Raw genomic sequence first — 24,689 nt, forward strand, 5'->3', positions numbered from 1 at the left:
TATCATAATACTATGTCGTATTTCAAAGGACGAACACATGAATACTTCCGTGTCCGAATGGCATGAAGTTATCGAATCAGAGTCGGTTGCGTGGGTGCGTGATCTCGATGCAAACCTGTTCAGCGTCGGCCATCGCAGGCTATATGTCTGGCAGGACGAGCTGGATGGTCAATGGCGCTGGGAAATCGAGACATTCAGCGGAACAGGGGAGGCGGGATCAGGTGCGGCCGATAGCCTTGCAGAAGCTCGACTCGCTGCGGACCTTGCCGCTGAGAAGCTCTCGAGATCGATTGGCTAACCTCCTGCCGCCCGCCTGACGGACACCGGACGTTCGATTGTCGCGCGGGCGTATGAGCCGCTGCCGCCTTCGGGCGCGTCCCAGCCACCGCCAAGGGCCTTATAGAGCTTTACGAGCGAGACCGAAACGTTCGTCTGGCTTTGCGAAAGTGCGGTTTCGCTGGCTAGCAGGTCACGCTGAGCGATGAGCACGGACAGGAAAGTCGATGCGCCCTGACCGTAGCGATTCTTCGCCGTTTCGAATGCGATACGGTTTTCATCGACGGCGATGCTGAGTTGCATATTTCGAAGCTGGTCGCTGCGATACGCGGTGATGGCGTCGTCTACTTCATGCCACGCACCGAGCACCGTGCGTTGATACTGGATTGCGGCTTCTTGCTGCCTTGCTTTGGTCAACGCGAGCGTCCCCACGAGGCGGCCGCCTTCAAAAATTGGAAGATGCAAGACCGGACCGAACGCGAATTGTCGCGCGCTCCAGTCGCCTGCTTCGCTGAACTTCAAAGCCTGAATGCCGAAACTGCCCGTCAAACTGACGGTCGGATAGAAGTTCGCTTTGGCCGCGCCGATGTCCGCAGTTGCAGCGTGCAACTCCGCCTCGGCGCGCAGGATATCCGGTCGGCGATGCGCTAGTTCGGAAGGGAGTCCAACAGGCACGCTATCGGGTGGGGCTGGAACGTCCGCCGTCTTCGCGAGTTCGTCATCGAGCGCATGGGGAGCCTCGTCTACGAGAAGCGCCAACGCATTCATGAGCGCAGACACCTGCCGTTCGAGTTCTGGTATCGAAGCACTGACCGTTGCCATTTGCGCAGCGGCGCTCGCACTATCGTAGTGCGTTGCAACGCCTTCGTCCTCGCGGTGTTTTGCAAGACGAAGACTGGCACGAGCGATATCCTGATTTTTACGTGCGATGCCGAGCGTGCTCTGGACACCGCGAAGTTCGAGATACGTCCGTGCGACTTCCGCAGAAACAGACACTCTCACGCCTTCGGCTTCCAGCTCTGTGGCCTCTGCGGTGGCCAGCGCGGATTCTCGTGTTCGGCGTACTCGGCCCCAGAGGTCTAGCTCCCAGCTCGCGTCGAAACCGTACTGCCAGAGGTTGTAGGGCGCAGCGCCACCGCTTCCGCTCAAAGAACTCGTTCCGTAAGGGTCCGCGCCGTTTGCCGCTGTGGCGCTGACCGGGCTCGATGGTCCACTCAACTTCAATATTCCGTTTGGGCTGGCTCGCTCGCGCAGTTCAGATGCGTTGGCGCTGATTGTCGGGTAAAGGTCCGCGCCCGCGATGCGCAGCCGGGCCCGGCTTTGACCTATCCGCGCCTGTGCAGACCGCAAGTCCAGGTTTTGTGCCGCCGCACGGGCTTCGAGCGACGTTAGCAGCGGGTCGTTGAGCAGCGTCCACCACGCCGGATTCAGGCGCTGATCTGTCAGGCGGCTGGGGACATCGTTCGCGCTCATGGAAAGCGATCGAGGTGGCGGCGTCACTTCCGGCGATCGGAAATCCGGTCCCACGCTGCACGCGGCCAGGCCCAAAAGTGCGATTACGGATAGCGAAGCTCGCACTGTACGTTTCAAACACATCTCGATCTTCCAGCATGTTTTAGGGGACGCCGCGAGCGTTGAACGAACGCTCGAAATTTGGACTCGAAATCAGGTCGCAGCACTTTAAATGCACTACTAAGCTTCTTGTGCCGCGTTTTTTGATTAACTCATTCCGCTCGCGACGCTTGAACCGGCTTCGGTTGGTTCGCTGTCTGCGTTCGACGATCTTCCGCGATGCGCAAACTTTGCGGGTAGTGGACCCAATCGCCGGGGTTGTAACCCTGCTGCTCGAGTTCTGCAAGTTCTGCGCGCGCCTGCACACGATTGAATGTGTCAGTGCTCTGCGCAGTCGCAGAAAGGGGGATCACAGAGAAAACTAACGAGAGGTAGAGCGCGAAACGAAATTTCATGGCTGGCGACTCCCAAATTTGGTGGGGGAAATACTGATCAGCCACTAAGATACCATAAAGTATTCGAATACGTTTAAGTATCTAAGGAAAATTTCCACGGAGATGGGAGGAGGCCGCGAGGGAGAAAATCGATGATCCGAGATCGAGCGGATAGAACCGGCTAGAGCGACAGACCGTCCTTGACCACCGAGATCAAGGCTTCAGCGAGATGCTCTGCGGCGAGTACGCCGGCCGACAGTCACCACCTGCGCGTCGGAATGCGGGGTGGCCGGGACCGTTGAATCAAGCGTGACCAACAGGATCTTTGGAAGCAATGCGAAGTGGTTTGCCAATCCAGAACAGTCTGATCTGGTTTTGATATCTGTGGCCTGTTGGAGGCTACCCGCAGCGTTGCATCATAGGTTCGGGTTACGGGAATTCCACCCTAGTTCCTGAAAATCCGAGGTGGTATTGTTTCGAACCCATCTTGTGCGTTACCTTCGCGCTGGCCGACCTGACAGCGTAGCAACGCAGGATGGCCGAAGCGCACGCAACGAGTGCACAAGAAGCCGGAGACGTCTCGTGGATATTTACCTAAGCATAGAAGCATTCGTACGCGTCGCGGAGTCCGGTAGCTTTGCGGCCGCAGCGAGGCAGATCGGTGTCGCCAAATCCGTCATCAGCACGCGGGTTCAGCAACTTGAGGAGCATCTCGAGGTATCTCTGTTTCATCGCTCGAGCAGGGCGGTGAAATTGTCGGAGTTCGGCGCTTCGTACTACTCCGAGTGTCATGATCTTATCGGCCGTATGCAAGCCCTTTCGCAGCGCTCCCGCGATACAACGACTGCGCTAACCGGCACTCTGAGAATCGCGGCCTTGAACGGATTTGCGCTGGAGCATCTCCCGGACGTGATTGCGACCTTTCGAAAGAACTATCCGCATATCGATTTCGACGTCTTTGCCAACGACCAGGTCGTAGATCCTGTTCAGGAAGGATACGATGTTGTACTGCAGATCTTTCCGCCCGCGTCGGAATCTCTGATTGAGCGTCGCCTATTCCGAATGCGCGGCGTGTTCGTGGCTACCCCGGGATATCTCAAAGAGAAGTCACCTATTTCCACTCCGGATGATCTTTGCGGCCACGATTTCGCCTGTTACCGATACTACCCGTGGCGTAACCGTTGGTCGCTCGATAACGGCTCACAGCACAGCGAGATTTCGCTGGTTCCCACGCTGCGTTCCAACAGCGTACATCTGATTCAGGAGTTTGCTCGTAGAGAGGTGGGGATCGCCTATTTGCCAACTATGGTGGTCTACCGTGATCTTTTGGAAGGGCATCTCGTTCGCGTTCTTCCCGATTTCGAGACCGATGTACCTTATTTTTCTGCGGTCTATCCAACTTCACATCGCACTACGGCTAAGGTCAAACTGTTCCTTGATCTTCTCTCTTCGACGTTTTCGATGGAACCGGAATGGGACAGGTTGCTCGGCTTGTCCCAAGAAAAAAGCGAGTGATCGTGCCGGACAGGCTAATTGGTTCGATGTCCGTCCTGTGGCCTGCCGCATCGTTCGTTTGACGGGCAGGCCTTGATTAAAAGCGCGTTTGAATCCCTACGCGCCCTATACATTGAGAACGGCTGCTCGAAGGTCCGAAGGTTCCGTTGATAGATGCCGTCGCACCGGAGTTTGCGATCTGATAGACAACGTCGACATACGTCGTTGTCCGCTTGGACAGAATATATTGAGCAACGGCCGTCACCTGGTGCGCATGGTTTCGATCGACTACCTCATTCCCCCACATGTACATGTAGTCCGCGCCGAACGCAATTGAAGACGTGAATCGATAAAGGCCGCCCGCCTGCACCATATTGACTGTTGCTCCATTGGCGGTATTCCGGGTGTTCGTGAAGAGAGCAGATATCTGACTGGATCCAATCTTATATCGCACCCCGGCACCGATGTTCTGGATGGCTCCGCCTCCCAGCTCCGCATATCGTACGGACGTATAGGCGGCGCCAATGGCGAACGGACCCGCGGCAAAACTTCCACCCGCGCTCGATGCGCTATTTTGTCTGAAGTTGCCGGCTGTATTTCCGAACGCGAAAAGATAGCCTACCGACATCCCAGCGAATGTCGGAGACTTGTACTTTATCGAATTCGATAACGGCTGACTTCCACTCATGTGATCGAAGTCATATGCCTCGCCGGGAGGTGAATCCGGGAGTGCGAGTTTGGCGAACGGGCCATCACGAAAGTTGTAGAAGCCGCCCACGTAGGCGGCAGCGTCCGCATCGACATCGCCGAGGAGCGTGTCGACCATGAAGTCTTGCTGGCGACCGAAGGTCAAGGTGCCGAGATGATCGTCCGCCAGGCCGACAAAGGCTTCTCGAGAAAACAGCAGGCCGCTTGCCTGATCCGCATTACTCTTGAATCCAACGATCGAACCCGTGCCGAGCATATACTGCGCGACGAGTCTAAACACGGCTTTGGTGCTCGCGTCGATATCCTCGCTGCCTTGCAATCCAAAGAGATTAGGGACGCCGATTCCATCGTCCATCTTCCACGACGACGAACCCCCGCGATTGCTTATGTATGAAATACCCGCATCGACGAGTCCAAACATGACGACGCTATTTTGAGCGTGGACGCACGGCGCGACCGTGAACAAGCTCGCTGCGATAAAACCAGCTTTTTTCATCTTTCCCTTCCGTTCAATTCTGAAAAGCGGAGGCGCAGACGATCTCCGATGCCGCGAGAAGTTCTGATTCTCGCGTCATGCGGTTCGGCCTGATCGGATCGATACTCGTTTTAAGGACGTCTTCGACATCTACCGAAGAGCGGTCTGACAGTGGGTGTCTCTGTCAGACCGTCGGATGTCGTGATGTCATGCAGCGAGGAGTTGCGGCTCGATAAACCTTCGTCCGTTCAGCTTTTCGAAATCGAGGAGGATCTTGCGCATGACGGCTCGATCGGTGCCGGCGTGTTCGAGCATGGCGGTGTCGCGCGCGCGTTGTGCCGGGTCGCTCTCCTTCATCCAGGTGAAGTTGGCCGTAGCCGTGGGAGAGGTGAATTCGAGAAAGACCTTGCGGCGATCGATCGCATATTCATCGAGCAGCTTGAGCGACGCGCCCTCCTTGATCACCGAGATCAAGGCCTCGGCGAGATGCTCCGCGTCGAGTACGCCGCCCGACAGTCCAAGGCCACCCATTGGATTGGTTGCGTGAGCGGCATCACCTGCCAGGATCACACGGCCACGACGGAACTCGGGCGCGCATCGCTGGTGAACGCGATATGGGTTGAGATGGTCAACCCGGTATTGGTCAGGCGTCGGCGCTCCAGGCAGCAGACGTTTGAAGCGCTCGGGCAGGCGCTGACGGACTTCGGCCTCTGATATCGACGGATCTTCTCCGTAGCAGACCCGCCACAAGCCACTTTGATCGAGCTGGACGACGACCGCCCAGTCGACGGGATCGTGGACGAAATTGGCGCGTGAATAGCCGTGCAGCGAGAAATCATAGAAGACGTTGGTGGCCACGAGGCGCTCGGCCCACGTAATGCCGTCGAAGGTAAGGCCGACCTTCTCGCGCACCGTGCTGCGTGCGCCATCGGTTGCGGCGACCCAGCGCGTGCGCAACCGTGTCGTGCCACCGGGGCCACGGGTCTGAAGCGTGACCCACGAAGCATCCTGATCGATGGCCTCGACGCGATGATTCCAGCGGATATCCACATTGGGCAGGGTGCGCAAGTGCTGCACGATGACGTTGGACACGTGGTTTTGTCCAAGCAGCAGCATGTATGGGTAGTCCGTGTCGTGAGCGAGGACGCTCCAGTCCATTGTCGCGATGAGCGAGCCGTCACCGTGCCGATAGGCGAAGTCCGGACACCACACTGCACGTTTGCGGATGTCATCGAGCAGGCCGAAGCGATCCAGCGCGGCGGCGGTGGGTGGCATATAGGCTACGGCTCGCGGTGAGGGCGAAACAGCTGGCTCCGCCTCGAGCACGATAACCCGCACGCCTGCCTTGCCGAGCTTCAGGGCGGTGAGCAGTCCGACGGGACCGCCACCGATGACCACCACGCCGTCTAACGTTTCCATGTCTTGTCTCCTATTGATGTGCTTATGCGGGGAATGTCCCGCCACCTGCGCGTCGGACTGCGGGTGGCCGGAACAGTTGAATCAAGCGTAACCAACAGGATTTATGGAAGCAATGCGAAGTGGTTTGCCAATCCAGAACAGTCTGATCTGGTTTTTGTGCCGTCATTCTGGTGAATCGAGAGGGTAATTCCGGTTGACACGATTTTAATGTCGACGCCTTGGCGTCTGACGCCCTTCGATGTTCGACGGAACGCACCGTGCGGATATGCCAATCGGATCGTTCGTGAAAGCCGAACAGTGACGCGGTTGTCTTGTTTAATGGTCCTGCTTATGCTGAAAGTGGCAGACGGATCGTGAGCCGGATAGGTTGCAATCCGCCACAGGACTATGGAGTGCATTCCATCGGTCATATTGCCTTCGGGCACAGACACTAACTCAGGAAGAGACATGACGACCAAAATTCAGATCGTTTTCTATAGCTCGTATGGCCATATCTACAAGATGGCCGAGGCGATTGCGGCCGGTGCGCGGGCAGTCGGAGACACCGAAGTCACGCTATTGCAGGTGCCCGAACTGGTACCCGAAGATGTTTTGGTCAAAAGCGGAGTCAAAGGCTATCGCGCCGCGTTCGGCAGCATTCCTTTCGCGACGCCGGAGGTGCTGGCGGAAGCGGACGCGATCATCTTCGGTACACCGACGCGGTTCGGCAACATGTGCGCGCAGATGCGTAATTTTCTCGATCAAACAGGCGGGCTATGGATGTCGGGCGGACTGATCGGGAAGGTCGGCAGCGTCTTCACGAGCACTGCGTCGCAACACGGTGGCCAGGAAACGACGATCACCAGCTTTCACACGACCCTTCTTCATCACGGGATGGTGATCGTCGGCGTTCCGTACTCGGAGCAACGTCTCGTCAACATGAGCGAAGTATCGGGCGGAACGCCGTATGGAGCGTCGACCCTGGCGGGAGCGGATGGTTCGCGTCAGCCCAGCGACAACGAGCTTCAGATCGCCCGGTTCCAGGGAGAACACGTCGCGACGATTGCCAAGCGATTGACTGGCAATTCGAAATGACATGCTTCGCGTGAGCGGAGTTGGAATTGGAATTGGAAGCCTTTAGTGTCGCATGGCATGGCGATTTCGTATCGCCATGCTGCTTCGCGCTGTCACACAGACGGCATCTAGCGCATTCCTTTAACGGCATGATGCTAGGTAGAAATCCCGACATCTTATCCGAAGACTCGATGTTCGCGATTCCAGAACGTTCCGCGCATTGATGAACGCATAACCTCCGTCTAATCTTCAGTCACGCAACAGTTCACGGAATCAAACGGAGGCAGAAATGCAAAAGACGTTGTTTGGAAGCTTGAATAGCTTTAAGAAGGGATCCATCGAGATCATTAGCGGCAAGGCTGAGCATTACGCGATGTCGAATGTTTTCGAGGTTGCTGGCGCTGCAAAGCCATACGAAAAAATTGTCGTTGGAAAGAATCTCAAGTATGTGATCGAAACCATTCGTGCGGAGGGCGCTTCGCCCTGGTTCTGTGCGTCGCACGATGAATTCGTCGTAGCGATCGATGGCGAAATCGATGTGCATTTCGTCAAGCCATCAGACGGGCCGCTCGTCGACCCGGCGGTTGAAGGCAGCGTTCTTCTCGATAAGGATCCTGCTGGGCAGAGCATGGGACGCGTACGGTTGCGCCGGGGCCACCAGGCACTGTTGCCCGCTTGCGCCGCATATCGTTTCGACGCGGTGACCACGGGGGTACTTCTTCTTCAAACTATTCGTGGTCAGCATTCGGTCGAAAAGTGGGCCGACATCTGTGTGCGTTGATTCACCTTTACGACAAGCCAGTTTCGGAGTTCATATGGAAAACAGAAGCAATCAGAAATCTGTCTCCGCGAGTGATGCGGACGCAGTAACCGGATATCGTGCATTCCGGCTTGGCGATTTCGAATTCAGTCGGGACTCGTATTTCGCGACGGTGAAGTGGCCGTCGAAAGGGCAAACCCGTACGCATCAGATTCCGGTCGACGACTTTCTGCGCGCCATGATGCGCGATGTCGCGTGGGGATTCTTCTACGGCTGGGTCAACTTCGATCACGTGCTTGGTACCCGCAACCATTACGGCAAGGTCGATCTGTATGCTGGCACGTACAACGCGAGCTTCAAGGAAGCGGGGATCGATTACGTGCAGCAGTTCGACACGCCGCTAATCATGGCGACGTTCAAGGAGATCCTCAAGGATTGGGTCAATGAAGGCTTCGACCCGTTCGCGGCGCCCGGGGAAACCGGTTCTGCTTTTGGCGATAAGAATGGCGATAACCTCGAGGCAATAGAGCGCTTTCGCATTGCGACGAAGCGCATGCCAGGCATTGAGGGCGATTCACCATTGCGCGACGACCTTCCGGTTAATCGCCACTTTGCGGATGTCGAGCAGGACGAGCCAGAGATTCACGCCGAGCCTGGCTTCGAACAGGAGTTGCACGCATTCAGCCTGTTCAAGTATCTGTCGCGTTCGGACGTGACATGGAATCCGTCGGTTACCTCGGTGTGTCAGCAAAGTCTCTTTTGCCCGACCACGGAGGAATTCATGTTGCCGGTGTTTCACGGCAATGACCGCGTCGAATGGTTTCTGCAGCTCTCGGACAAGATCATCTGGGACATTGCTGACAAGGATAGCGGCGAGCCGCGCGCGCGCATCACGATGAACGCGGGCGACATCGCGGCGATGCCAGCCGACATCCGTCACAAAGGTTATTCGCAGAAGCGTTCGATGCTGCTGGTGTGGGAGAACGCCACGCCTGATCTGCCGAAGCGCTATGAAAGCGGCGAATTGCTGCCGTATCCAATCCAGCTGTAGCGCTTTCGCTTTTCTCGCGACCACACATGCGGCCGCGCCAAACGGTTGACGTCGCGAGAAAGCGCAAACCCAGTTCTTTCAGCGGAGCGGGGCTAGTACGCATTACCCGCCCGCGCCCGTAACGCGCCACACCGCGTTGCCGACATCATCGGCGATCAACAGACCACCTTCGCGGTCCTGCGCGACGCCCACAGGCGCGCCATACAGTTCCTTCTGATCCGCCGATGTAAAGCCCGTGACGACATCCTTTGGCGCACCGACTGGCTTGCCGTTCTCGAATGCCACGTAGGAGACCACATAGCCGCTCAACGGCGAGCGATCCCAGCTGCCGTGCTCACCAATGAACGCACCGCCGCGATACTGCGCCGGAAGACTGTCGCCGGTATAGAACATCAGTCCCAGCGGCGCGACATGCGAACCTATCGCGAAGTCTGGAGGAATCGCCTTGACGACGAGGTCGGGACGTTGCGGCTGTGCGCGCGGATCGACATGCTGGCCGTAGTAGCTATAGGGCCACCCATAGAAGGCATTCTCCTTCACCGAGGTCAGATAGTCGGGCACAAGGTCCGCACCGATTTCGTCGCGCTCGTTCGCGACTGCCCACAACTGGCCTGTCTTCGGTTCCCATTGCAACCCGGTGGGATTACGAATGCCTGCGGCGTAAATGCGGCTTGCGCCCGTGGCCGCATCGACTTCGAGCACGTCCGCGCGCCGATACTCGACGTCCAGGCCGTTCTCGCCGACATTGCTGTTCGAGCCGACGCCCACATAGAGCTTCTTGCCGTCACGACTCGCCAGCAACGATTTGGTCCAGTGATGGTTGATCGTATCGGGGAGATCGGCGAGCTCGACGCCGCGCTCGTTGATGCTCGTTTCGCCCGTCTTATAGGGAAACTTCAGGATCGCATCGGTATCGGCGACATAGAGGGTATCTCCGATAAGCTGCATGCCGAATGGGGAATGCAGATTGTCGATGAACACATGCCGCTCCCATTCACCGCTGCCGTCGGCTGACTTTCTCAGCAGCGTGATGCGATTTGCGCCCTTGGCCTTCTTTCCGGACTTGCTCTCGATCAGTCCCGCGATAAGCTGCTTCGGCGTAGTCACGGCCTCTTCGTCCGGGCTATTCGATTCAGCCACGAGAACGTCACCATTGGGAAGGGCATAGACCTGTCGAGGATGCACGAGTCCCGATGCGATCTTTTCGATCTTCAGACCGTCGGCGACCTTGGGCGCGGCGCCGTCCTTCCACCCCACATGTTTCGGCACCTGCATTGGCGGCGCGAAGAAGTTGCGCGCCTCGGGCATTGGCGGATTGGCTCCCGCCTGATGCGCCGCGTCGTACTGCGCATGTTCGTTGCATCCACTCATTAGCCCCGAAACGGCGATGACGAGCATGTATGCCGCGGTGTGCTTATTCATGAGCCGCCTCCGCGAAATCGAGCCGGTTCATCGCCATGGCGATATGCGCTGTGCTCAGCAGCACGACGGTGATGACAGAGAGAACGACGTTCTCCGGCACCATCGCATAAGCATCGCGGCTATGTACGAATGCATTGACGATCGCCGCGACGATGGCAAGCAAATTGAGCCAGAAGTCCATCCTCTCGATTCGCGATACCGCGCGCCGCCGTTGCATCCATACGTGCCCGAGGTTGAGCAGACGGGGAATGACGGCGACGATCAGCCCTGCCGTGACGAGCCACGCGGCGCCCTTGCCCCAGAACACGTTAGGCGTGGTCATATACGTGATGTCGAAGATCAGCGCGCCGACAAAGAGTCCATAAGGGATGGGATTCATGAGTTCGAAGATGGCCGGAGCGATCCTCGATGGATGTCTGGTGGCGGCGTGCGTGGCGGACATGGCTTTGTCTCTGAAAGTCGTAACCGATGCGGTCGTCTCTGCATCGTCCATGCCTGAGTCCTTCGTTTGCCTGACGGCGCGCGCAGCGGCAAAGCGTCGGGATGCAAGGGGCCAGTACGCTACTAAAAGTTTTGTGTTGCAATGCACCATGACGCCCATCACGACGAGGGGAATTCATGAAGACGCAATCCGTGATTGCTGTCGTGCGATTTGCCGCTCGCGAGGTTTCGGCAGAATTTCAGCCGTCGACGGGACGCTTGCTTGTGATGGAGGGTAGCGAGGTCATCGATGCGTTGCACCCGCCGGATTCCTGGATGGCGCTCGCTTCGCTGAATCACGGCGACGGATGGGGAACACGTCCGACGCCCGCCGACCTTCATCACTTTCTGGAACGCTACATAGCGGCCACGCCGCGATTCGGCCTGTCGTCGGCTGAATAAAAATCGGGAAGCGATCGGCGCGAACATCCTGCCAAAGAATGGGGCGGTAATGAGCCCTTTCGAGGTTGGCCTGCATCTTGCTCAATAGACAACAGCTTCAGGACGGTCTGATCTCAAAAGCCCTTGAGTCGACCTGAGGCATGACGAACAACGCCTCGGTGACTCAACTATGCGCGTCCTCTTTGTAGAAAATGATATGCGCCTCTGCGAGGCGTTCCGAGATCTGGCGAGGTCTCTAGGGCACGACGCGGATGTCGCCTATGACGGGCATCAGGCGATGCTGCTCACGCGCGAGACCCGATACGACACGATCTTTCTGGACATCGGCTTGCCGGATGTGGACGGCCGCGATCTGTGCAGGCGCTTGCGGGCAGCGGGGCCGAGCAAGCTCGCATGTGTCGTCGCGGTAACAGGTGACGCGCGTCACGTGGACGAGCTGTCGGATCATTTTGACGGGGCATATCTCAAGCCGCTTACAGAAGATGGATTCAAGGCTGCGCTGGATGCGTGCTGAGCGAATTGTCGAACCGCACAGCGTCTACGCGCCCATCCAGCTCACATGCGCGCTCACCACGCGCCAGCCGTCGGGCATCTTCACCCACGTCTGACTCTGTCTGCCGATGCGCGGCTCGCCATCGCGCCGAAACTCGATATTGGCGACGGCGAATGCGTCGCCATATGTCGTCACGACGCGCGCCGTGATCTCCCGCGCGAGGCCTTGGCCCGGCCGCGCAGCGCGAAACGCGCGGATCGCATCGTAGCCGTAGAGGTTTTCGGTCGCGCCATAGCGCAGGGTATGCGGCGAGTCGAAGAACAGCGTGTCGAGCATGGCGACGTCATTCGTGACGAGCGCATGCTCGTATGCATCGAAAGCCGCATCGACTTCGGCGAGCACGTCGGGCCGATTGATCTCGTTCATGCGTTAGCTCCCGGCAAAAGAAGCGCCTCGTCGAACACGGGCGGCGGCGGGCAATGCGCGACCTGCGCCGTCTCCAGCCTGCGCGCCGCTTCGAACGCGAGATCCTCGCGCCACGGCGGTGCGATCAGTTGCACGGCGATCGGCAATCCGCTTCTCGTGCGCATCGGCGCGGCGACGACCGGCAGTCCGAGGCACGACACCGGCTGCGTCAAGAGACCCAGATTTGGCCGCACGGCGAGCCGCTCGCCGTTGATGTCCATGAACTCGTCGCCGATGCGCGGCGCGACCATCGGCGTCGCCGGCGCGACGAGCACGTCGTAGCGTTCGAACAATTCGAGCACGCGGGTTCTCAACGCCGCGCGCACGCGCTGCGCCTGCACCACCCACGCCGCGGGCAGGAGCGCGCCCGCGATCAGACGATCGCGCGACAACGGTTCGCGCTCGTCGTATCGCGCACGCAGGTTCGCCATGTGCAACTGACCGCCCTCGGCCGCCGTGATGAGAAACGCCGCGCCGCGAGCGGCATCGGCACCGGGATACTCGACGGTCTCCGATGCGCCCAGCGCCTCCGCCGCCGCATGCGATGCATGGCGCGCGTCGTCGTTCGCGTGTTCATCGAAATAGCCGCCTAGCCGCGCCACTCGCAATCCGCCGTGCTTCGCATTCGCCGATTCGAAGGCCCGCTGCGCGCACGCGGGATCGAGCGGATCGGCGAACTGCAATGCGTCGTAGGTGGCTGCGAGGTCATCGACGCTGCGCGCGAAAGCGCCCATGTGATCCAGGCTCGCGACGAACGGATAGGTGCCGTGGCGCGACAGGCGTCCATAAGTCGGCTTCACGCCGAACACGCCGCACAGCGACGCGGGCACGCGCACCGAGCCGTTCGTGTCCGTACCGAGCGTGATGGGAACGAAGCCCGCCGCGACCGCGGCCGCACTGCCGCCCGACGATCCGCCCGCCGAGCGCGTCAGATCGTGCGGATTGCGGCACGGCCCCGCATGATGATTCTCGGTCGTGAAGCCATAGGCGAACTCGTCCATGTTGAGCGCGCCGATCATGATCGCGCCCTGACCGGTGAGACGCGTCACGAGCGCTGCATCGCAGGCGGCGGCCGGCGCGTTCCCGAGCACGCGCGAACCGGCCAACGTCGCGATGCCCTCGATATCGAAGAGATTCTTCGCGGCGAACGGCACGCCCGCGAGCGGCGGCAACGTGTCGCCACGCGCGCGGCGGGCATCGAGCGCGTCCGCTTCGACGAGCGCGCGTTCGCGTGTGATGGCAGTGAATGCATTGACCTGTGCGTCGTATGCGTCGATGCGCGCAAGCGTCGCCTCGATCAGTTCGCGCGCGCTGAAGTCGCCGTTGGCATAAGCGCGCGCGATGGCGAGCGCGCCATACGGGAAATGGTTCGATGTCGTCATGGGCGATATACCGGCGCGGGTTCGTCGTCGGCATCGACGTGATACGCGAGCACGGGCGCGGCGAGTTGCGCGATGCGAACGAATTGCGCTTTCACGCGCGCGGCGGCTTCGTCGGAAAGCGCCGGAAAATGCAACGCGAGCGCGGCTTCGACATAGGCGTCGATGGAAGAGGACATGGGGTTCATGCTCACGAAACAGTGGGAAAGAGTTGGCGCACGCGGGCGATCAGCGCGCGATCGCTGCCGCGCGGACCGATGAACGACAGCGCGAGCGGCCTGTCGGGTCCGTTCACGACCGGCACGGTGACTTGCGGCAAGCCGCCGAACGCGGCGACCGCGTTCATCGTGAGCGCATCGCGATAGAACGCGCCGATGTCGTCAGGCGGCTCGTTCCTGTCGAGCAGCGCGCGTGGCGTCGTCGGCAGCACGATCAGCGCTTTCGCCACGATGTTGTCGACGTGCGCGGCGAGCGTCGTACGCATCGCGCGGCAGCGTTCGACTTCGGCGTCGTCGAGCGACTTCATCCGCGCAAAGCGCGTGGCGATGTCCGCGCCGAAGCGCGGCGCATGCGCATCGATCCACGCGCCGAGCGACGCGCGAATGGCATCGTCCTGCAAGTGCTGATACACGTGCAGCCAGCGTGCGCGATCGCCTGCGAAGATCTCGATCTCGTCGTGCGCCATCGACAGTTCGCGCAGGCGTTGCGCATCGTCCGGCTCGCGCTCGGCGCGCGTATCGAACGCTTCGTTGAAGAGCACGAACGATGCGGGCGCGTCGAGTGCGGTGACGTCATCGAGCATGACGTCGGCGACGCGCGCGAGCAATTCGCCCGAACGCGCGAACCAGCCCACCGTATCGAAGCAGGGCGCGAAGGGCAGCACGCCGTCGAGCGCGGCGTCGTCGTGCGTCGGGCGAATGCCCCACAGGCCGCAGAACGCGGCGGGCACGCGTACGGAGCCGCCGGTATCGGTGCCGAGCGCGAAGTCGACATCGCCATTCGCAACCGCCGATGCCGAGCCGCTCGACGATCCGCCCGGCAACGCGTGCGGCCAGCGCGGATTGACCGGCGTGCCGTAATGCGCGTTCACGCCTTCGAGGCTGTAGGCGAGTTCATCGGTGATGGTCTTGCCGTCCACGCTCGCGCCGGCGGCCAGCAGTTTCGCGACACAAGGCGCATGGCGCGCGGCGGGTTCATGCGTTGCGAGCCAGTCGGGATTGCCGCCGCCCGTCGTGACGCCCGCCACGTCGATCAGATCCTTGACGGCGAAGCGCAGACCATCGAGCGGGCCGCCCGAGGTTGCGGCGACATGTACGCGCGGGCCGGGAACGAAGGCGCTCATTGATTCGCTCCCCTCAACGCATCGGCGAACTGAAGCGAGTCCGCGACGAAGCCATAGCACTTCTTCACGTTCCAGATGCTCGCCTCGGTGCAGAACGCGGGCGATGACGTCGCGCAGCAGTCGGTCAGCATCACGCAGCCGTAGCCGAGGAAGTTGGCGTCGGTGAGTGTGTGCATCACGCATTGATCCGTGTTCACGCCCGCGAAGAAGAGCGTGCGCGCGCCGAGATTGCGCAGGATGCTATCGAGCGGCGTGTCCCAGAAGCCGCTGATGCGGTACTTGTCCACGCGAATGTCCTGCGGCTCGATCATCAGTTCATCGACGACGGCGGCCGCCCACGAGTCCTTTTCCAGCACGCGCGCGCCGTGTTCGGGCAGCGGCTCGCCGAGTCCGATGCCCGTGCCCTTCGGCTTGTACAGATGAAGCTGGTTCGGCGGCATGTTGGCGAGATCCGGCCGGTTGCCCCAGTTGACCCAGATCACCGGCACGCCGCTCTTGCGCGCAATCGGCAGCAGGCGCTGCAGTGGTGCAATCGGCGCGCGGTCCGCACCGTAATCGCCCCCGATATGGTCCACCCACCCGCCTTTGGTGCAGAAGTCGTTCTGCATGTCGATGATGACGAGCGCCGTTTTTTCGATGTCGAAGCGCACTTTCTGAGGCTCGGAATCGAGTATCGCGATGCGCGGCGCGGGCGCTTGCACGGCCATGTCGACGAGCGCATCCGTGGCGTGCCAGCGGGTCTGCGCAAAGGCGCCGAGCGGGCCGCCGGGCATTGTCCGGTCTGGGTTTGAAGCGTGGTCCATCGGGTTCTCCGAAGCGTTGGATCAATGGAGTACGAGTGCATCGGAGACGCGGCGCAAGCGCGTCATCCGTGGGCGTTCTGCGTGGCATCGAGGAAGCGGTTCTTCATCGCACTGAAGGCGCATTGGCATCGAAGTTGCAATGAGCGTTTCAGTCATGAATAACCTACTTACCGAAAGTCAACGCAAAAGGAGTGCCAGTGATGTCGAGCTTGCAACAGGCTTCTCGCGAAAAATTGCGCCGTCGTCTCGTGTCGCGCCTCGTCGTGACGGCCGGTGTCGTCGCGCTCGCCGCGCCCGCGTTCTTTCTCTCCGATGCGCACGCCGCCGATGACGCGATGCGCGTCGGCGTGCTGATTCCCGGCTCGAAGACCGACAAGGGCTGGATGGAATCGGGCTACGACGGCGTGCTTGCGGCGCAGAAGGAGTTCGGGCCGAAGCTCAAGACGCAGATCATCGAGAACATCAACTACGCGGACATGGAGCAGGCGCTCACGAATCTCGCGACGAAGAATCAGCTCGTGATCGGCATCGGCGGACAGACGCAGGCGGCCGTGCTCAAGATCGCGAAGCGCTTTCCGAACGTGAAGTTCTCCGTCGTCGGTGGCAACAAGGGCGAGAACATGCCGGCCAATGTTGCGGGCTACGACGTGAAGCAGGCCGAGATCGCGTTCGTCGCGGGCGCGGCGGCCGCGATGCTGTCGAAGAACGGCGCGGTGAGTTATGTCGGCGGCATGGAGATTCCATCGATCGTCAACGCGGGCAAGGAGTTCGGCAACGGCGCGCGTTACGTGAATCCGAAGATCAAATACTTCGAGAGCTATACCGGCGACTTCGACAACGTCGCGAAGTCGCGCGAAGCGACGGCGGCGGCCATCGCGCAAGGCGCCGACGTGCACTATCACATCCTGAACCTCGGCTTGCGCGGACTCGAACAGGCCGCCAAGGAGAAGGACACGCATATCATCGGCAGCTATACGGACCGCTGCGGAAGCGATCCGCTCTATATCGCGTACAGCATCACGGGCGTCGGCTATCAGGCGCAATACGCGATCGAGCAACTGGAGAAAGGGCAGTGGCAGCCCGGCTACAAGGCGTTCGGCCTCGCGATGGGGCCGAAGGCGTCGGGCATGGTCGTCTGCAAGTCGACGCCCGCGATGGACGCGAAGCTCAAGCAGATCGAAGACGACATCCTGAGCGGCAAGATCAAGGTGTCCGAGGGATGAGCACGCTGCCTTCTCCTTCGGTCGATGCCGCGCCGATCCTCGCGCTTACGGACATCGGCAAGCGCTTCGGCACGTTCACCGCGCTCGAAGGCGTCTCGCTCGACCTGATGCCGGGCGATGTGCATTGCCTGCTCGGCGAAAACGGCGCGGGCAAATCGACGCTGTGCAACGTCATCTTCGGCGTGCATCAGCCGGATTCGGGCGCCATGCGCGTGAACGGCGCGCCGTATCGTCCGCGCAATCCGCGCGAGGCGCTCGCGCACGGCATCGCGATGGTGCATCAGCATTTCAGTCTCGTCGACGATGCCAGCGTGCTCGACAATCTGCTGCTCGGACAGGCGCGCGGATGGCTTCATCGGCAACGCGAAGCCGAACGCGTGCGCGCCGTGCTCGCAAGCGTCGGCCTCGAATTGGCGCTCGAAGCGAAGGTGGCGGATCTATCGGTCGGCGAGCGGCAGCGCGTGGAGATCGTGAAGTGCCTGATGCGCGAGCCGCGTCTCCTGCTGCTCGACGAACCGACGGCCGTGCTCCTGCCCGCCGAGATCGACGCTTTGCTCGACACCTGCGAGCGCGTGGCCGCGCGCGGCTGTGCGGTGGTGCTCGTCACGCACAAGCTGAAGGAGATCAGCCGCATCGCCACGCATGCGACCGTGCTGCAATCGGGCCGCGTGGTGGCGCGCTCGGCATCGCCCGCGACGGAGATCGACCGGCTCGTGCACGCGATGATCCATCGCGAAGGCGACGACACCCCCGACGATCTCGCCGGGCGTCTGTCGCTCGTGAAAAGCGCCTCGCCATACTCGCGCCCGTTGCAGGACGAAGTGCTGCAGATCGATGGACTCAGCGCGCGCGATGCCGAGGGCGTCGCGCGCTTGAGCGACTGCACGCTCGTCGTGAATCGCGGCGAGATCGTCGGCATTGCGGGTGTGGAGGGCAATGGTCAGAGCGAACTCGGCGCAGTGCTCGCGGGCATGTCGGGCGCATCGGCGGGGCGCTTTTTCATCGCGGGGCGCGACATGACTCAGGCGAGCCCGCGCGAACTCACGCAAGCGGGCGTGGGCATCGTGCCGGAAGACCGGCACGCGGTCGGCTGCGTCACCGGCATGAGCCTCGCCGACAATCTGCTGCTCAATCATCTCGACCGCTACACGCGCGGCGGCTTTCTTAAGCGCCGTGCGATGCGCGCCGCGGCGCTCGAACTGATGCAGCGTTTCGACGTGCGCGCGAGCGGTCCCGATGCGCTCTTCGGCGGGCTGTCGGGCGGCAATCAGCAAAAGGCCGTGCTCGCACGCGAACTGACGCTCGATCCGCTGATTTTTCTGCTCGCCACGCAGCCGACGCGCGGTCTCGATGTCGGCGCGGTCGCCGCCGTGTATTCGCACATCCGCGCGGCGCGCGATCGCGGCGTGGGCGTGCTGCTTGTTTCATCCGAACTCGACGAGCTGATGAGCGTCGCCGATCGCATCGTCGTGCTGTATCGCGGACGCATCATGGGCACGTGCACGCCCGATGCGAGCAATCGCGGACGCATCGGCGCGTGGATGGCGGGCGCGGGAGAGACTGCATGAATCGGCACATGAAGCTGCAAACACCGCTCGCGTCCGCGCCCGGTACGCAAAGCTGGCGCGCGCGCTGGCCGCACCTGCGCGTGGCATGCGTGATCGCGGCGGCCGTCGCGTTCGCGATGCTCGCCGCGCTCGCGTTGATCGCGCTGATGCACGTTTCCATCGCCGAGGCGCTCGCCGCATTCGCCGATGGCGCGTGGGGCTCGCCTTATGCGATCGGTGCGTCGATCAATCGCAGTCTCGCGTTCGCGCTCGTCGGCACGGGCTTCGTCATCGCGAACCGCGCGAAGCTCACGAACGTCGGCGGAGAAGGGCAGCTCGCGATCGGCGGCATCGTCGCGACCGCGATGAGTCTCTATGGCGGCTGCGCGCATCTGCCCTTCGGTCTCTCGTTCATCGTGCCGATGCTGTGCGCGGCCGCGGCCGGCGCGGTGTGGGGCGGCGTGCCCGGCGTGCTGAAGGCGAAGGCCGGCACCAACGAAGTGATCAGCACGTTGCTGCTCTCGTTCATCGCGGTATGGCTGCTCTACTGGTGCGTGCAGAGCGAAGCGCTGCTGCGCCAGCCGATGACGAACGGCGCCACGTTGCCCGAATCGCTCGAAATTCCCGATCCGACCAAGCTTCCCGCGATCCTCGCCGCGAGCGGCATGAACCTGAACATCGGCTTGCCGGTGACGATCGTGCTCGCCGTCGCATCCGCGATCCTGCTCGCGCGCACGCGCTTCGGTCTCGCGTTGCGCGCCGCCGGGCTCAACGCCATCGCGGCGAAACGCGCGGGCTTGCCGATCACGTCATCGCTGGTCGGCGCGCTCGCGCTCGCGGGCGCGTTCAGCGGACTCGCCGGCGCGCTGATGCTGCAAGGCGATCAATACTCGCTCAAGGCGGGCTTTTCGTCGGGCTATGGTTTCGATGGGCTCGTGGTCGGCCTGCTCGCGCGCGGCTCGATCACCGGCGTGTTCGCGGCGGCGCTGCTGTTCGGCTTTCTGCGCTCGGGCGGCATCAACATGGAGATGGTCGCGCAGGTGCCTTCGGCGCTCGTGCTGATCGTGCAGGGCATCGTCACGATCGCGCTCGCGGGCGGCGCGTTGTGGCTCGACAAGGGAGAGGCACGTCGATGAATCTCGAACTTCTCGCGGTCTTCGCGGGCGCATCCATTCGCCTTTCCGCACCGATGATGCTCGCCGCAACCGGCGAACTCGTGAGCGAGCGCGCGGGCGTGCTCAACATGAGCGTTGAAGGCATGATGCTCACCGGCGCGTTTCTCGGCGCGACGTTTTCATGGCTCACCGGCAATCCGTCGATCGGTCTCTTGTGCGGCATGCTCGGCGTGATTCCGCTCGCGCTGCTGCAGGCGTTCCTGAGCGTGACCTTGCGTGCGAACCAGATCGTGACGGGCATCGGCATCAACATTCTCGCGCTCGGCGGCACGACGCTCGCTTATCGCGAGATCTTCGGCGAACGGTCGAGCGCCGCGATTCCGGGACTCGCGCACTGGTCGCCGCCCGTGCTCGGAAAATTGCCGCTGATCGGCGAACCCGTGTTCGGGCAAGTGTGGCTGCTCTATGCGGGGCTCGCGGTGCTGCTCGCGACTTCGGTCATCATGCGCCGCACGGCGCTCGGCGTCGCGCTGCATGCAACAGGCGTCGCGCCGCGCGCGGTCGATCAGTCGGGCCTGCCTGTCGCGCGCATCCGCTACGGCGCGGTGCTGTTCTCCGGCGTGATGTCGGCGGCGGCGGGATGCTTCATCTCCATCGGCGATATTCACACGTTCACCGAAGGCATGACCAACGGCACGGGTTATCTCGCGATTGCGGCGATCATCTTCGGCAACTGGAAGATCGGCCGCACGGCGCTCGCGTGCCTGCTGTTCGGCGCGGCCACTGCCATGCAGTTTCAGTTGCCGATGTTCGGCCTGCACGTGCCGACGGCGCTGCTCATCATGCTGCCGTACCTGCTCGCGCTGGTCGCGGTAGCAGGGCTGATCGGCCGGCAGACCGCGCCGCCCGCGCTCACGCAGCCGTTCAAACGCTAGCGGCGGCGGTGCGACGGAGTACCATCGTGTTTCGTCGCGCCGTGTTCAACTCATCGATCGAATTCATGCCACGTACCGCTGTTCCCGCGAAGAACAAGAAAGACGAGCCCACACGCCGCCAGCAGCTCGCCGCCAAAACGCGCGAGCGCATCTTCAGGATCGCCATCAGGGAGTTCGCCGACAAGGGCTTCAGCGGCGCGCGCGTCGAGACGATCGCGAGCCGCGCGAAGGTGAACATCCGCATGATTTATCACTACTTCGGCGGCAAGGAAGCGCTGTATGTGGAAGTGCTGGAACATGTGCTCGCGCGGCTGCGCGAAGCGGAACTCGCGGTGACGCTCGACGTGCGGAGCGTCGATCCCGCGGGCGGCATTCTCCAGCTCTACGATTTCACCGAAGGCCATTTCGCGGCGCATCCGGAATTGCTGTGCCTGCTGTCGTGGGAGAACCTGAATCGCGCACGTTTCCTGAAGCGCTCGAAAGTGATTCAGGCGATGTCATCGCCCGTGCTCGACAAGCTGCGCACGCTCATCCGGCGCGGCGAAACCGCGGGCACCTTGCGTCGCGGCATCGATCCGCTGCATCTGTACGTGACGCTCGTGAGCCTCGCTTATTTTCACAAGTCGAACGCGTACACGATCTCGCGGATGTTCGATACCGACATGCTCGCGCCTTCATGGCAGGCCGCGCACAAGGCGCAGGCGCATGAACTGGTGCGCGCGTTCCTTGCCGGAGAGCGTGTGCTGGAACTGACATAAGCCCTTCAGTTGACGAGCTTTCGGCGCCTGGCAATCGATCTCACGATCAACAGGCCGCCGACCATCACCGCAAGCGACATCAGCGTCGTCACCGTGCCGAGCGCGTAGATGACGGGCGTCGTCACCGATGTCGTCAAGCCCTGCAATTCGAGCGGCAGCGTGTTCTGATCGCCTATCGCTTGCGAGGTTCGCGCGATTTCATCCCACGAGAGCGTGAAGCCGAACATGCCGACGCCGATCACGGAAGGCCCGATGATCGGCAGCACCACATGTTTGAACGACTGCCACGGCGAAGCGCCGAGATCGCGCGCCGCTTCCTCATACGCCGGATTGAATCGGTTGAACACGGCGAACATCACGAGCAGGCCGAACGGCAGCGTCCACGTGAGATGCGCGCCGAGCGCCGAGGTGAAGAGACCCATCGAGGTGGTCCAGCCATCCGCGAACGACTGGAAGCCCCATTCGTTCGCCAGATATTTGATGAGCGTGTCGAGCAGGCGAAACGTGAGGCCGATACCGAGCGACACGATGATCGACGGCATGATGAGGCTCGCCACGGAAACATAGAACACCGCGGTATCGCCGCGAAAGCGCCGCCGGAACGCAAGGCCCGCGCTCAGTGAGAACAGCACGGTCAGGACCGTCACCGCGAGCGCGAGTTTCACGGAGCGTCCGAACGCGGCCCAGATGTCGATATCGCCGACGCCGTCGCGCAATGCGGCGAACCAGTGCAGCGAGACGCCGCGCATCGGGAAGGTGAGACCGCCTTCCGGACCCTGGAAGGACAGAATGAAGATCGTGATGACCGGCCCGTACAGGAACAGCACGAATAGCCCGAAGAGGAGCGCGAGCCAGTAGAAGCTCGCGGGCCGATGTTCCCGATGCGCGATTGCACCCGCCATGTCACAGCTCCTTTCTGATATCGACGACGCGCGTCAGCGCCCATACGATCATCAGCACGACGGCGAGCAGGATGATCGCGTTGGCCGCCGCGGCGGGAAACTGCAGATAGCCGGTCTGCACCTGGATGATCTTGCCCACCGACGCGATTTGCTGTCCGCCCATCACGCCCACGGTAAGGAAATCGCCCATCACGATCGTGACGACGAAGATCGAGCCGATCACGATGCCGGATTTCGACAGCGGCAGCACCACGTCGCGGATGACCTGCCAGCCGCTTGCGCCGGCGTCGCGCGCCGCTTCGAGCAGCGCACGGTCGATGCGCATCATCGCGTTGAAGATCGGCACGATCATGAAGAACGTGTAGAGATGCACGAACGCGAGCACGACCGAGAAGTTCGAGTACAGCAGCCATTCGATGGGCCGGTCGACGAGATGCGCCGACATCAGCGCCTGATTCACGAGCCCGTTGCGCCCGAGAAGCGGAATCCACGAGATCATGCGGATCACGTTCGAGGTCCAGAACGGAATGGTGCAGACGAGAAACAGCACGGTCTGCATCGCGGTGGTGCGCACGTGAAAGGCGAGGAAGTACGCGATCGCGAAGCCGAGCACGAGCGTCACCGCCCACACGATCGCGCAGAACCTGAGCGTCGACCAGTACGTCTTGAAGGTCACGCAGACGTCCGTGAACGAACCGCAGCCATCGAATATCGCCGCGTAGTTCTTCAGCGTGAAGGCGGGGATGATCTGATATTCGTTGAAGTCCCAGAAGCTCACGATCAGCGTGATCACGAGCGGCACGATGAAGAACAGCAGAAAGGTCAGCGTGAGCGGCGTCGCTTGCAGCCACGCGCTCACGCGCCGGTGACGCACCGGCGTCTGCTTTGCCTGCTGAAGATATTCGACCGAAGCCATCGTGAGCGGCGCTCCCTTATGCGGCGATGAACTCGTTCCATTTCTGGACCATGTAGATGTTCTCGTCCATCACCGCGTTCCAGCAGGCGATCGCGCCCATGCGCTGGGTGTACGAGCCGCCGTCGCGCACGGTGCCGGCCTTCTCCAGCAACTGGCCGTCGGGCGCCTTGATGTCCTGCGCGGCGGGCTTGCCTTCCATCCAGTAGTCCCACTCGTAGGCCTGCATGTGCGACTTGGCCGTTTCGGTCACGCCGGGGTAATAACCCTGGCGCATCAGATACGCGCCCGCCCAGCCGTCCTGGAACCAGTTGACGAATTCATACGCGGCATCGAGTTTCTTGCCCTGCAGCGAGCGCGGAAAGCCGAAGCCCGAGGCCCACGAGCGATAGCCTTCCTTGAGCGGCTGGAACTTGCACGCGATGCCCATCGTGCGGACCTTGGTGACGGCGGGCGACCACATCGACTGGATCACCACTTCACCCGAGGCCATCAGGTTTACGCTCTCGTTGAAGTCGCGCCAGAACGCGCGGAACTGTCCGGCGCGCTTCGCTTCGATCAGCACCTTGATGGTCTGGTCTATCTCCGCCTTCGTCATGTTGCCCTTGTCGCCGTACTTGACGTGACCCGTCGCCTCGATCGCCATGGCCGCATCCATGATGCCGATGGCCGGAATGTTGAGCAGCGCCGCTTTCCCCTTGAACTGCGGATCGAGCAGGTCGGCCCATGTCGTCACGGGCCGCGAAATGAGGTCCGGGCGGATGCCGAGCGTGTCCGCGTTGTACGTCGTGGGGATGAGCGTCATCCATTCGGTGGGCGTCGCGCTGAACTCCGTCGAACGCGCGCCCTTGAGGAACATCACCTTCTTCGGCGCCGTGCCCTGATCGCCGATCTTCTTGCCGTTCACCTCGCCCTTGGTCAATACGGGCGTGATCTTGTCCGCGAGCTTGATGCGCTTCGCATCCATGCCCGCGAGCGTGCCGGCGGGAATCAGCTTCTTTAGCGAGAAGTATTCGGTATCGACGATATCGAACGAATTCGGTTGCGTGATGATGCGCTTGGTCACATCGTCGGTCGTGACGGGAATGTACTGAATCTCGATGCCCGTATCTTCCTTGAACTTCTTCGCGATCTCCGCGCTCTGGTTCACCGCGGTGCCGAGATAGCGCAATGTGATCTTCTCCTGCGCGTGCACATACGGAAACCCGGCGATGCCCGCCGCCGCCACCGCGCCCTTGATGAACGTGCGGCGTGAAATCCCTGCGTTCGTGGTGTCTGCTTCGCGTGCGTTGGCTTGTTCGTCGTTCATGGACTCTCCTCGAATTTGA

At 61.4% G+C, this 24,689-nt stretch carries 26 protein-coding genes; 12 read left to right on the forward strand and 14 right to left on the reverse strand.

The features are described from left to right. Positions 1-37 precede the first annotated feature (37 nt). The gene (locus PQR08_RS16790; protein WP_250486648.1) at positions 38-298 is read left to right on the forward strand and encodes a hypothetical protein; all 261 of its coding nucleotides are present in this window, start codon (positions 38-40) and stop codon (positions 296-298) included. Here the strand turns inward: PQR08_RS16790 and PQR08_RS16795 are convergent. Continuing rightward, the gene (locus PQR08_RS16795) at positions 295-1,872 is read right to left on the reverse strand and encodes an efflux transporter outer membrane subunit (protein ID WP_250486649.1); all 1,578 of its coding nucleotides are present in this window, start codon (positions 1,870-1,872) and stop codon (positions 295-297) included. The genes PQR08_RS16790 and PQR08_RS16795 overlap by 4 nt on opposite strands. Positions 1,873-2,000: 128 nt before the next feature. Then, positions 2,001-2,243 (reverse strand): DUF4148 domain-containing protein, encoded by a 243-nt coding sequence (locus PQR08_RS16800; RefSeq protein ID WP_250486650.1) that lies wholly within the window; start codon positions 2,241-2,243, stop codon positions 2,001-2,003. Between the two features lie 561 nt (positions 2,244-2,804). On the opposite strand from PQR08_RS16800, the gene PQR08_RS16805 reads away from it, so the two are divergent. Then, positions 2,805-3,737 (forward strand): LysR family transcriptional regulator, encoded by a 933-nt coding sequence (locus PQR08_RS16805; RefSeq protein WP_250486651.1) that lies wholly within the window; start codon positions 2,805-2,807, stop codon positions 3,735-3,737. A 76-nt stretch (positions 3,738-3,813) separates the two neighbouring features. Here the strand turns inward: PQR08_RS16805 and PQR08_RS16810 are convergent, their stop codons facing one another. Continuing rightward, entirely contained in the window at positions 3,814-4,920 is a 1,107-nt protein-coding gene (locus PQR08_RS16810; RefSeq protein ID WP_250486652.1) for a porin, read from the reverse strand. Between the two features lie 186 nt (positions 4,921-5,106). After that, a complete protein-coding gene (locus PQR08_RS16815; RefSeq protein WP_250486653.1) occupies positions 5,107-6,318 on the reverse strand; it encodes an FAD-dependent oxidoreductase in 1,212 nt (403 codons plus the stop codon). Positions 6,319-6,765: 447 nt separating this feature from the next. On the opposite strand from PQR08_RS16815, the gene wrbA reads away from it, so the two are divergent. The 3 genes from wrbA (at position 6,766) to PQR08_RS16830 (ending at position 9,182) form a co-directional block, all read left to right on the forward strand. Then, positions 6,766-7,392, forward strand: coding sequence for an NAD(P)H:quinone oxidoreductase (gene wrbA / locus PQR08_RS16820; protein ID WP_238292297.1), 627 nt, complete (start codon positions 6,766-6,768; stop codon positions 7,390-7,392). A 268-nt stretch (positions 7,393-7,660) separates the two neighbouring features. After that, positions 7,661-8,152 (forward strand): cupin domain-containing protein, encoded by a 492-nt coding sequence (locus PQR08_RS16825; protein ID WP_250486654.1) that lies wholly within the window; start codon positions 7,661-7,663, stop codon positions 8,150-8,152. A gap of 34 nt (positions 8,153-8,186) precedes the next feature. Further along, positions 8,187-9,182 carry a hydroxyquinol 1,2-dioxygenase gene (locus PQR08_RS16830; protein ID WP_250486719.1) on the forward strand — a complete coding sequence of 332 codons (996 nt, stop codon included), beginning with the start codon at positions 8,187-8,189 and terminating at the stop codon, positions 9,180-9,182. A gap of 102 nt (positions 9,183-9,284) precedes the next feature. On the opposite strand, the gene PQR08_RS16835 is transcribed toward PQR08_RS16830, so the two are convergent. Next, positions 9,285-10,604: a PQQ-dependent sugar dehydrogenase gene (locus tag PQR08_RS16835; protein ID WP_250486655.1), complete on the reverse strand. Its 1,320-nt coding sequence runs from the start codon at positions 10,602-10,604 to the stop codon at positions 9,285-9,287. After that, positions 10,597-11,097: a DUF2231 domain-containing protein gene (locus tag PQR08_RS16840; RefSeq protein WP_408161836.1), complete on the reverse strand. Its 501-nt coding sequence runs from the start codon at positions 11,095-11,097 to the stop codon at positions 10,597-10,599. The genes PQR08_RS16835 and PQR08_RS16840 overlap by 8 nt, the downstream gene beginning before the upstream one ends. Positions 11,098-11,222: 125 nt before the next feature. Here PQR08_RS16840 and PQR08_RS16845 point away from each other — a divergent pair, with 125 nt between their 5' ends. Both PQR08_RS16845 and PQR08_RS16850 read left to right on the forward strand, forming a co-directional pair. Beyond that, positions 11,223-11,486, forward strand: coding sequence for a hypothetical protein (locus PQR08_RS16845; protein WP_187606744.1), 264 nt, complete (start codon positions 11,223-11,225; stop codon positions 11,484-11,486). Between the two features lie 169 nt (positions 11,487-11,655). Beyond that, the gene (locus PQR08_RS16850) at positions 11,656-12,000 is read left to right on the forward strand and encodes a response regulator (protein WP_238212185.1); all 345 of its coding nucleotides are present in this window, start codon (positions 11,656-11,658) and stop codon (positions 11,998-12,000) included. Positions 12,001-12,024: 24 nt separating this feature from the next. Here the strand turns inward: PQR08_RS16850 and hpxZ are convergent, their stop codons facing one another. The 5 genes from hpxZ to PQR08_RS16875 are packed head-to-tail and all read right to left on the reverse strand — an operon-like array spanning position 12,025 to position 15,968. After that, positions 12,025-12,405, reverse strand: a complete 381-nt coding sequence (gene hpxZ / locus PQR08_RS16855; protein WP_250486657.1) for an oxalurate catabolism protein HpxZ — start codon at positions 12,403-12,405, stop codon at positions 12,025-12,027. After that, complete coding sequence (locus PQR08_RS16860; RefSeq protein ID WP_408161838.1) at positions 12,402-13,826, reverse strand: AtzE family amidohydrolase; 1,425 nt, start codon at positions 13,824-13,826, stop codon at positions 12,402-12,404. The genes hpxZ and PQR08_RS16860 overlap by 4 nt, the downstream gene beginning before the upstream one ends. After that, positions 13,823-14,002, reverse strand: a complete 180-nt coding sequence (locus PQR08_RS16865) for an AtzG-like protein (RefSeq protein ID WP_250486659.1) — start codon at positions 14,000-14,002, stop codon at positions 13,823-13,825. The genes PQR08_RS16860 and PQR08_RS16865 overlap by 4 nt, the downstream gene beginning before the upstream one ends. An 11-nt stretch (positions 14,003-14,013) precedes the next feature. After that, on the reverse strand, positions 14,014-15,165 hold the full coding sequence (locus PQR08_RS16870; RefSeq protein ID WP_250486660.1) for an amidase: 1,152 nt from the start codon (positions 15,163-15,165) through the stop codon (positions 14,014-14,016). Further along, the gene (locus PQR08_RS16875; RefSeq protein WP_250486661.1) at positions 15,162-15,968 is read right to left on the reverse strand and encodes a cysteine hydrolase family protein; all 807 of its coding nucleotides are present in this window, start codon (positions 15,966-15,968) and stop codon (positions 15,162-15,164) included. Before PQR08_RS16875 ends, PQR08_RS16870 begins: the two co-directional genes overlap by 4 nt. Before the next feature lie 197 nt (positions 15,969-16,165). On the opposite strand from PQR08_RS16875, the gene PQR08_RS16880 reads away from it, so the two are divergent. The 5 genes from PQR08_RS16880 to PQR08_RS16900 all read left to right on the forward strand — a co-directional run bounded on the left by PQR08_RS16880 (position 16,166) and on the right by PQR08_RS16900 (position 21,546). Next, the gene (locus tag PQR08_RS16880; protein WP_187606738.1) at positions 16,166-17,191 is read left to right on the forward strand and encodes a BMP family protein; all 1,026 of its coding nucleotides are present in this window, start codon (positions 16,166-16,168) and stop codon (positions 17,189-17,191) included. After that, positions 17,188-18,759 carry an ABC transporter ATP-binding protein gene (locus PQR08_RS16885; protein ID WP_250486662.1) on the forward strand — a complete coding sequence of 524 codons (1,572 nt, stop codon included), beginning with the start codon at positions 17,188-17,190 and terminating at the stop codon, positions 18,757-18,759. The genes PQR08_RS16880 and PQR08_RS16885 overlap by 4 nt, the downstream gene beginning before the upstream one ends. Then, positions 18,756-19,874 carry an ABC transporter permease gene (locus PQR08_RS16890; RefSeq protein ID WP_250486663.1) on the forward strand — a complete coding sequence of 373 codons (1,119 nt, stop codon included), beginning with the start codon at positions 18,756-18,758 and terminating at the stop codon, positions 19,872-19,874. Before PQR08_RS16885 ends, PQR08_RS16890 begins: the two co-directional genes overlap by 4 nt. Further along, positions 19,871-20,788: an ABC transporter permease gene (locus tag PQR08_RS16895; protein WP_250486664.1), complete on the forward strand. Its 918-nt coding sequence runs from the start codon at positions 19,871-19,873 to the stop codon at positions 20,786-20,788. Before PQR08_RS16890 ends, PQR08_RS16895 begins: the two co-directional genes overlap by 4 nt. A gap of 65 nt (positions 20,789-20,853) precedes the next feature. Beyond that, positions 20,854-21,546, forward strand: a complete 693-nt coding sequence (locus PQR08_RS16900) for a TetR family transcriptional regulator (protein ID WP_250486665.1) — start codon at positions 20,854-20,856, stop codon at positions 21,544-21,546. 5 nt (positions 21,547-21,551) lie between these two features. On the opposite strand, the gene PQR08_RS16905 is transcribed toward PQR08_RS16900, so the two are convergent. The 3 genes from PQR08_RS16905 to PQR08_RS16915 are packed head-to-tail and all read right to left on the reverse strand — an operon-like array spanning position 21,552 to position 24,670. After that, positions 21,552-22,448 carry an ABC transporter permease gene (locus tag PQR08_RS16905; protein ID WP_187606733.1) on the reverse strand — a complete coding sequence of 299 codons (897 nt, stop codon included), beginning with the start codon at positions 22,446-22,448 and terminating at the stop codon, positions 21,552-21,554. Position 22,449: 1 nt separating this feature from the next. After that, positions 22,450-23,364 (reverse strand): ABC transporter permease, encoded by a 915-nt coding sequence (locus PQR08_RS16910; RefSeq protein WP_408161842.1) that lies wholly within the window; start codon positions 23,362-23,364, stop codon positions 22,450-22,452. 16 nt (positions 23,365-23,380) lie between these two features. Continuing rightward, positions 23,381-24,670 carry an ABC transporter substrate-binding protein gene (locus PQR08_RS16915; protein WP_238292272.1) on the reverse strand — a complete coding sequence of 430 codons (1,290 nt, stop codon included), beginning with the start codon at positions 24,668-24,670 and terminating at the stop codon, positions 23,381-23,383. Positions 24,671-24,689: the final 19 nt, after the last annotated feature.

The sequence above is a fragment of the Caballeronia jiangsuensis genome, from assembly GCF_046030135.1.
GTDB classification, from domain to species: Bacteria; Pseudomonadota; Gammaproteobacteria; order Burkholderiales; family Burkholderiaceae; genus Caballeronia; species Caballeronia jiangsuensis.